Consider the following 7,537-nt stretch of genomic DNA (forward strand, 5'->3'; position numbering starts at 1 on the left):
ATAGGCCAAAAACCCATGCGACAAGGCGCCGTTTCTCTTCTGCCGAACGAAAAAGGACTGTAAAAACAAAGCCGAAGGCTGCTGCCTCCGGCTTGTTTTATGTCGAGATAAAAGGGAATTTTACTTTGTTTGCTTGAGGATAAGCGAAGTAATCGTAGCTCCGTCTTCTGTAAAGTTGATTGTGAGTGTCTTCTGATCCCAGTTCACTTTGCCGACCGCATCATCTGCTTCCGAAAAGTCGATTTCAGAGAAAGCAGGGAGCTGAGGCTCTACAGAGACAATAGTGCTCTTGGAGAGCTTGAAGAGAACAGACTCAGTGGAGGCGTTGTACGTGTAAGGCATCTGCATTCTCATCTTCACTGGGAGAAGGGGAGTAACCAGATTCAAGTCGAAATACACATCCGTTCCGGAGAAGAAGTCGAATGAGAATGTGGCAGTGGTGCCGTCAGGAATAACGAAGTCTTCCATGTCTTCTCCTTGACTCATCAAGAGCGCAAACAGTTTGAGCTCCTCAGTGTTCATTTCTTTCTCCCACTTTGTATTTGTTACAGTGGATGGTTTGTCGTCGTTGCCGCACGCAGTCAGCGTCAGAATGGCGAGAAGAGCCACGAACATAGCTGTCAATTTCATCATTTTCATACTTGTCGATTTTATTGTTTTTGGATAAATCCGTGGCAAAGGTAAATCAAAAGCGGAGAAAAATGGCTCCATATCAGCGAACGGACGAGGCGGAGCCTGCTACATCCACAATGATGCGCTTGGCAATTTCGGCACCCTGCGTGATGCGATGTGCCATGCCTATGCCTCCGCTCATGTTGCCCCCGAGATGCAGACCCGCGTGCTTATGCTCCAAACGGCGGATGGTATCCAGTCGCTGTTCCGTGTCGGCATAATACTGCGGTATGGCATGGCGGTGTCGGGATATGTGTAGCAGGTCGGGCACGGATGACGCCGGGATGCGCAGCATGTCGTACAGTTCTTCGAGGGCGATGGTGCGTATCTCTTCGTCGGTGCAGTCCCATAGATACGCATGGCGCACGCCACCCATAAATATAGTATAGAGAGTGCCGCCCTCGGGAGCACGGCCGCGGAAGCAGTCGGAGGGGAAGAGGATGCCGAGGATGCGACGGTTTTCGCGCGACGGGATGAGTGCACCGAAAGCAGGCAGGTGCGAGGCATCTACGTGTCGGAAGCCTATGGCAACCTCAATCATGGGAGCGTACTGTAGTTGTGCGAGCGAAGACAAATCCTCCGTGACCAGACTTTCGATGAGCGAAGGGACAAGATGCGCCGCCGCAGTGCTCACTACGTGACGACAGCTGAGGGTATGTTCCTCTCCCGAAGCGTCTGCATAGGTAAGAGAATAGGTGTGGGTGTCGGATTGACGGATGTGCTGCACGGAGCTTTCCGTCAGGATATTTTCGCGACCGATATAGTCCGTCAAAGCATCAATCAGGCGTCCCAGTCCTCCCTCGATGGAGAACACTTGGCGCGAAGCCTTCCTGTCGCGTTCGCTTCGGGGGGCTCTTGCTTTGCTGATGGCACCCCGAATAAAGCTACCGTATTGCTGCTCCAATTGATAGAGCTTGGGCAGTGCGAAGCGTGTAACGAGCCGATCCGGATCGCCTGCATAGATGCCTCCGAGGAAGGGATCCACGGCATAGTCCGCAAAGCTGCACCCCAGTCGGCGGCGGGTCATAGCCCCTACGGTTTCGTCAGGCTCCGTGCCACGAGCGCGAAAAGGCTCGCCCAGAATGCGGATTTTGTCGCGGAAGGAGAAAAGAGGTGTGCCGATAGCTTCTTGCAGATTGCGAGGCAGCGGATGCAAGCTCCTACCTTTCCAGATAAGACGGTTTGCAGCAGCGGGCGAAGCTATCTCAGGTTGTAGTCCCAGTAGCTCGAAAAGCTCTGCAACTTCGGGCGAGGCGATGGTGCCTGTGTTCGGTCCTGTCTCGAAAACGAAGCCATCCTTACGGAAAGTACGGATCTGTCCGCCCACATGTGCCGACCCTTCCAGCAGGCACACGGGGAGTCCGGCGGCACGTAGTCGGGCGGCCGTGGACAAACCGGTGAGTCCGGCTCCGATGATGAGCGTCCGAGTTTCCATGTGATCAGGCGCCACCCGTCTCGAAAGCAACAGCGTAGAAACGCATCTGCTTGAGCATGGAGACGAGGCCGTTGGAGCGAGTAGGAGAGAGGTGTTCCTGCAAACCCACTTCGCGGATGAAGTAGAGATCGGCAGCCACTATGTCCTTCGGCGTCTGATCATTGAGCACACGCAGGAGGAGGGCTACGATACCTTTCACGATGAGTGCGTCGCTATCAGCGCGGAAGTGCACTCGTCCGTCCTGCAAGGAGGCCGCTATCCATACGCGACTCTGGCAGCCTTCGATGATATTCTCGGGTACTTTGTCGGCCGCATCCAGCTCAGGCAGAGCGCTGCCCATGTCGATCAGTAGTTGATAGCGGTCCATCCAGTCATCAAAGACTGAGAATTCCTCGATGATGGCGTCTTGTATTTCGTTTATGCTTGGCACGATGTGTCGTTATTTGAGGAGTGAAATTACTGCACAGATGCGGTAGCCCGCGTGTCCAAATAGCGGAGCAGGGTCTCGCCCACGGCGTCGAGCGTCGCCTTATCTATGTTGTCCATATTGTCGTTTTGGGTGTGCCAGTAGTCACCGAAGCCGTGTTTGTTCTTGGGTGAATAGTTGACAATATTGATGCAGGGGATACCCAGATTTCTGATTACGGGCAAGTGGTCGTCCGTCAGTGCGCCACCGTCGGCTTGGATGTAGTAGCTGCCGTAACCCATTTCGACCGCTAACTGCCAAACCTCGGAGAGTATTCCCGGCGCATAACGCTTGGAGAAATACTCCCAGTAGAACGTAGCGCCTTTGGAACCTACCATGTCTAACAGAATACCCGCTGTGGCTTTGTAACCCGCGGGGAGCGGATTCTTGCTCCAATACTGCGAACCGAGGCACCACGATTCGTCGTTTCCGCTGGTACCATAGTCCTCTGTGTCGAAGAGTACGAGGTCCACACCTATGCCGATTGAGTCCCGTTGTCCCAGCGTGCGGGCTATTTCCAACAGGACACCCACCCCGCTGCCACCATCATCTGCACCATCGAAAGTCTTGGTATGCATGGCCGAATTGGGATCCTCGTCTGAGAACGGTCGCGTGTCCCAGTGTGCCATGAGTAGGATGCGCTGCGAGGCTTCGGGGTTGTAGGATGCGATAATATTGCGCATTGGGAGCATTTCGCCCGTGTATGCCTTCACTTCTGCCCGCTGTTCCAGTACGGTCGCGCCGTAGCTGCGGAGCGTAGCCGCGAGCCAGTCGCCGCAAGCCTTGTGAGCGTCCGTGCCCGGGATGCGCGGACCGAAGTCCACTTGTCGTTGCACATAGGCGTATGCCGAGTCGGCAGAGAAGAGGTCGGCTGCCACTGTCTCGGTCTGCTGCGTTTCGGTCTCCTCCGTTTGGGCTTTATTGCCGTTGCAGGCTGTGAGAGCGGCACTCAGGATGATAGCCGCACCTGCCAGTATTTGTTTCTTCATTATGACTATTCCTATAATAATGTGGGGGCAAAGGTGGGGAATTTTGACGAAAACCCATTCGTCGGATCGGCCTGCCATGCCATGTTTATAGGCCATTTTTCATAAGAATGGCTACTTTTGGCACAGAAAAACGGTAGAAAGGTATAGTTATGTCCCTCCCTTTGTTCTATGCTCCCGATATAGAATTGTCCGACAGACTGCCCGACGATGAGGCCGGACACATCCTGCGCGTGCTGCGTATGCAGGTGGGCGACCACTTGCGCCTGACCGACGGGCGAGGCTCTTTCCACGAAGCTGTCATCGAAGCTGCCGACCGCAAGAGCTGCCGTGTGGGGCTGCTCGGGCGTGAACCCTGGGAGAAACCCTGGCGAGGACGCATCACTATCGCCATCGCACCCACCAAGCAGAGCGAACGAATGGAGTGGATGCTGGAGAAATTGGTCGAAATAGGAGTTGATGAAGTCGTCTTCATCGAGACGGAACACTCCGAGCGGCGACGTATCAAAGCCGAACGTCTGGAGCGTGTGGCCGTGAGTGCGATGAAGCAGTCGCTCAAAGCTCTCCTGCCCACCATCCGCATCAATGTACCGCTTCGCACCGTAATAGCCGAGGCACCACAGCAGGCAGCCCGGCTCATCGCCTATGTGGACGATGCGGTCCGTGCCGAGATCGCTGCAGGACGGGGTTATCCGTCCGACCACTACAGCAGCGGACAAGACGTAATCGTGCTGATAGGTCCTGAAGGCGACTTCTCTGCAGCCGAAGTCTCTCATGCCATCGGTGCGGGATTCGCTCCCGTCACGCTCGGCAAAAGCCGCTTGCGCACCGAGACGGCAGGCTTGGTCGCCTGCCAATGGGTGCACACCCTCCAAGCCATAACGTGCACGGCAGACTGACGGAGTTCCCCTCCATGCTGACGAAAACAACACACCTATAATAATATGACAACGAGAAAATTCTCTCTCCTTCTCTGGCTCTCGATTTTCGTCGCTTCGTGCGCCATTGGGCAGACTACGGACAAGCGCGATGCCATCCTCTGGGAAATAACGGGCAACGGCTTATCCTCTCCGAGCTATCTGCTCGGCACCTGTCACGTCGTGCCTTACACCTATACGGATAGCATCCCCGGTTATAAAGAAGCCTACGCATCGGTAGGGCAGGTCGTTATCGAACACGACATTTCTGCCGGTGCGGAGATCTTCGCCACGGCAGATATGCAGGCGATCCTCCTGATGCCGTCCGACACTACTTACGCCATGCTCTTCACTCCCGAGGAGCTGACCGAGTTGAACAATGTGCTCCAAGGCTATGGGATGCCCCAGGCAGAGCAGTTGGCACTTCGTCCGGCCTTCTTGGAGATGTCGCTCGCGATGGTGCAGGAGGCTATGCGCCTTCAGGGACAAGCCCCTATGGACATGGATGTGATCAACCACGGACGCGCCGACGGGAAGAAGGCCGTTTTTCTGGAAACCCTTGATGATGCCAAGCAAGTGCTGAAATATCTCTTTGCAAAGGACTTGAACATGCAAGCACAATCGCTCCTGAGTACTTTGCGCCAGCTCCGAGACGGAGTCAATCCTGCTCTGGAGATCATCCAAAACTACAAAGCACAAGAGTTGGAAGCGATCTTGCAAGATGAGAACTTCACCGCCCAAGACCGAGATGTTACCGTAGATCGTCGCAATGCAAAGTGGCTGGAGCAGATACCCGCTCTAATAGCCGACACCCCAACTCTCATAGCAGTCGGAGCCGGCCACCTCTGTGGCGAAAAGGGATTGGTGCAGGGACTTCGTGCCCGTGGCTATAAGCTCCGTCCGCTCTCGCTCTAATCAACAAACCCTCTTGACAAGAAAACAGACAATGAAGACCCCTAAATCGCGCTTCTCTCGTATCATCATGAGCCTGATGTTGCTCATCGTCATTGCCGGCATTATCGCCTACTTGGTTCTGCCCCGACCGGAGCAGCGTCAGATCGTGCTGATGGGCGGAGCCTTGCTGATCCTCAACTTAGTGCTGATGCAGTTCTTCCTCGGGAAGAATTTGTAAAAGACCTATACCCCCCCTTATAGGCTGTGCTGAAGCAAAAGTTTCGGCACAGCCTTTTTGTCGGTGGACGGAGCGGAGAGAGAGGGTGTCTTTCTATAAAAACGTTGTGCCGAGACACCCTCTCAGAGTCTCGGCACAACGTTGGTCAAGGAGCCGAAGAAAAGAGGAGGGGGAGATGCCGAATATCGTATCTCTCCCTCCCTCGGCTATAGGGTCAGAGTCCGCCTCCGATAGAGCCTTGCTCGCCACTGTCACCACCAGGGGAGGGTGTCGGTATGGACGGAGATTCAGGCGTTTCTGAGGGTTCGGATGTCGTTTTTTTCTTCTTCTTGGGTTTGGGCAACTGATCTTCAGGAACGAAGAAGAGCAGTCCTTCTTCGATTCGGTACCAGCGATCCTCTTCGTCACCATTGGCATCTGTCAGGGTGATGAGATAGTGGCGTGCTTTGCCTATGCCGAGTGTGCGACCTGCAAAGACAGCCGAAGTCTTCTTCTCTTCCGAAACGATCCGCTCCATCATCGGCTGAAGCATCTTTTCTATTTCGGCGCGACGTTTCTCCGTAGCAGCCTTTCCGTAGGCTATTCGGCGTGCCAGATCGCGCAGTTTCTTTTCGACCAGATTATTATACAGGCGCACCAACTCTTCAATGGCATTGGTTCGCTCCAGCTCAAGGAGGGCATCCATGCGACGAGTGATACCATTGATCGCTTCGTCGGTAGCCGCCCGCAGTTGGCGAATATCCATACCGCTCTGATGGGGCAATACTTTAAGACGCTCGAGGTAGAGGGCATCGAAAGCCTTATTCAATTTTTCCAGCCGATCCACACCGGCTTTGAGCCCGAGTTTTTCCACGGCGGGACTTACAGCCTTGTCACGCAGGTCGGTGATCAGATTCTCTATGCCACCTGTCTCCTGCGAGTAGACGAGGGATATGAGCTTCGGATAGCGTGCCAGTACATTGTCGATCATGCGAGCTGCGCGCACGATTTCGGCCTTGTCGCTCAGCAGAGCAGCTTGCACTTGCAGGGAGATTGCCCGCCAGGCATTGTCCCGATCGTTATCCAATTGTGCCAATTCTTGGGTACCTATCTCCTTGCGCTCTACATTGAGCAGACGGTCCTCCTCGGCAATGGCCTTTTCGAGCGGAGGCAGTACGGCATTTACCTTGGCGATGTTAGCCTGACGGCAGAGCGTGAGTACGTTTTTGGCAAACTGATAGTGCTCCAGATTGCGGAGCAGTCTTTTAGTCAATGCTTTTGTTTTCATTAAATGAGTCGTTTTTTTATTAGTGATTGTATTTTGGGAGGCACAAGTAAGACAAGCAGTTATTCTACATCCTGTAGAGAGGGCTTTTCGAGGCTCTTTTTGATTTTTACATGGTATAAAAGGCTCAAAATTCTTGCTGCGACCTTTTTACACGCTGTAGAAAGGCTCAAAATCCGTTTTTGACGTGATTTACAGGGTGTAAATGAGCTCAAATCGGCTCTTTGAAGCTTTTTACACCCTGTAAATTGGTCTTTTTTCTGTTTTTGAGGCTTTCTACAAGCTGTAAATCATGTCCAAATCCTTTTTTGGCCCTTTCTACAGCCTGTAAAAGACTTTTTTTCTCGTTTTGAGACCTTCTATACAAGAGAATCGCTTCGGCCGATGCGAAGATACAGATATTCGGAAATACAGGAAAATGTCCGTATGCCGGCTACCTCGAAGAGAGAAAGATGCGAAATAATTGACACGAAAAAAGCGGCTCTGCTCGGGACAGGCATATATCTCATATATGTCACTTCCTTTTGCAGAGCCGCTTGGCTTAATTTGGAATCAAAGCCAATAGTGCGTGCAGCATCTTCACCAGCTCGCCCTGCCCTGTATCGGCAGCCAGTTTGGAGTAAGTTCGTCCCGCCTTGTCCATCTCCGCCATGATATAGGAGGCA

At 53.5% G+C, this 7,537-nt stretch carries 8 protein-coding genes; 3 read left to right on the forward strand and 5 right to left on the reverse strand.

Annotated features, from left to right (window positions below; genetic code table 11):
• Window positions 1-120 precede the first annotated feature (120 nt).
• From C7382_RS09605 to C7382_RS09620, 4 genes are all read right to left on the reverse strand, one after another.
• On the reverse strand, window positions 121-639 hold the full coding sequence (locus C7382_RS09605; RefSeq protein ID WP_116680060.1) for a hypothetical protein: 519 nt from the start codon (window positions 637-639) through the stop codon (window positions 121-123).
• 73 nt (window positions 640-712) lie between these two features.
• Window positions 713-2,107, reverse strand: a complete 1,395-nt coding sequence (gene hemG / locus C7382_RS09610) for a protoporphyrinogen oxidase (protein ID WP_116680061.1) — start codon at window positions 2,105-2,107, stop codon at window positions 713-715.
• A gap of 4 nt (window positions 2,108-2,111) precedes the next feature.
• On the reverse strand, window positions 2,112-2,537 hold the full coding sequence (locus C7382_RS09615) for a SufE family protein (RefSeq protein ID WP_116680062.1): 426 nt from the start codon (window positions 2,535-2,537) through the stop codon (window positions 2,112-2,114).
• Window positions 2,538-2,563: 26 nt separating this feature from the next.
• Window positions 2,564-3,562: a M28 family peptidase gene (locus C7382_RS09620; protein WP_116680063.1), complete on the reverse strand. Its 999-nt coding sequence runs from the start codon at window positions 3,560-3,562 to the stop codon at window positions 2,564-2,566.
• Between the two features lie 149 nt (window positions 3,563-3,711).
• Here C7382_RS09620 and C7382_RS09625 point away from each other — a divergent pair, with 149 nt between their 5' ends.
• Genes C7382_RS09625 through C7382_RS09635 form a run of 3 tightly spaced genes read left to right on the forward strand, consistent with a single transcriptional unit; the run spans window position 3,712 to window position 5,608 of the window.
• Window positions 3,712-4,458: a 16S rRNA (uracil(1498)-N(3))-methyltransferase gene (locus tag C7382_RS09625; protein ID WP_116680064.1), complete on the forward strand. Its 747-nt coding sequence runs from the start codon at window positions 3,712-3,714 to the stop codon at window positions 4,456-4,458.
• A gap of 45 nt (window positions 4,459-4,503) precedes the next feature.
• Window positions 4,504-5,391, forward strand: coding sequence for a TraB/GumN family protein (locus C7382_RS09630; RefSeq protein WP_116680065.1), 888 nt, complete (start codon window positions 4,504-4,506; stop codon window positions 5,389-5,391).
• Between the two features lie 31 nt (window positions 5,392-5,422).
• Window positions 5,423-5,608 carry a hypothetical protein gene (locus C7382_RS09635; RefSeq protein ID WP_116680066.1) on the forward strand — a complete coding sequence of 62 codons (186 nt, stop codon included), beginning with the start codon at window positions 5,423-5,425 and terminating at the stop codon, window positions 5,606-5,608.
• A gap of 214 nt (window positions 5,609-5,822) precedes the next feature.
• On the opposite strand, the gene C7382_RS09640 is transcribed toward C7382_RS09635, so the two are convergent.
• Window positions 5,823-6,875 (reverse strand): DUF6261 family protein, encoded by a 1,053-nt coding sequence (locus C7382_RS09640; RefSeq protein ID WP_116680067.1) that lies wholly within the window; start codon window positions 6,873-6,875, stop codon window positions 5,823-5,825.
• Window positions 6,876-7,537 lie beyond the last annotated feature (662 nt).

This window comes from Porphyromonas loveana (assembly GCF_003096695.1).
Taxonomy (GTDB): Bacteria; Bacteroidota; Bacteroidia; order Bacteroidales; family Porphyromonadaceae; genus Porphyromonas; species Porphyromonas loveana.

Bases quoted from the DNA above. Each gene is read 5' to 3' on its own strand.
- C7382_RS09605 (WP_116680060.1), bottom strand. From the start codon at position 639: ATGAAAATGATGAAATTGACAGCTATGTTCGTGGCTCTTCTCGCCATT.
- hemG (WP_116680061.1), bottom strand. From the start codon at position 2,107: ATGGAAACTCGGACGCTCATCATCGGAGCCGGACTCACCGGTTTGTCC.
- C7382_RS09620 (WP_116680063.1), bottom strand. From the start codon at position 3,562: ATGAAGAAACAAATACTGGCAGGTGCGGCTATCATCCTGAGTGCCGCT.
- C7382_RS09625 (WP_116680064.1), top strand. From the start codon at position 3,712: ATGTCCCTCCCTTTGTTCTATGCTCCCGATATAGAATTGTCCGACAGA.
- C7382_RS09630 (WP_116680065.1), top strand. From the start codon at position 4,504: ATGACAACGAGAAAATTCTCTCTCCTTCTCTGGCTCTCGATTTTCGTC.
- C7382_RS09635 (WP_116680066.1), top strand. From the start codon at position 5,423: ATGAAGACCCCTAAATCGCGCTTCTCTCGTATCATCATGAGCCTGATG.
- C7382_RS09640 (WP_116680067.1), bottom strand. From the start codon at position 6,875: ATGAAAACAAAAGCATTGACTAAAAGACTGCTCCGCAATCTGGAGCAC.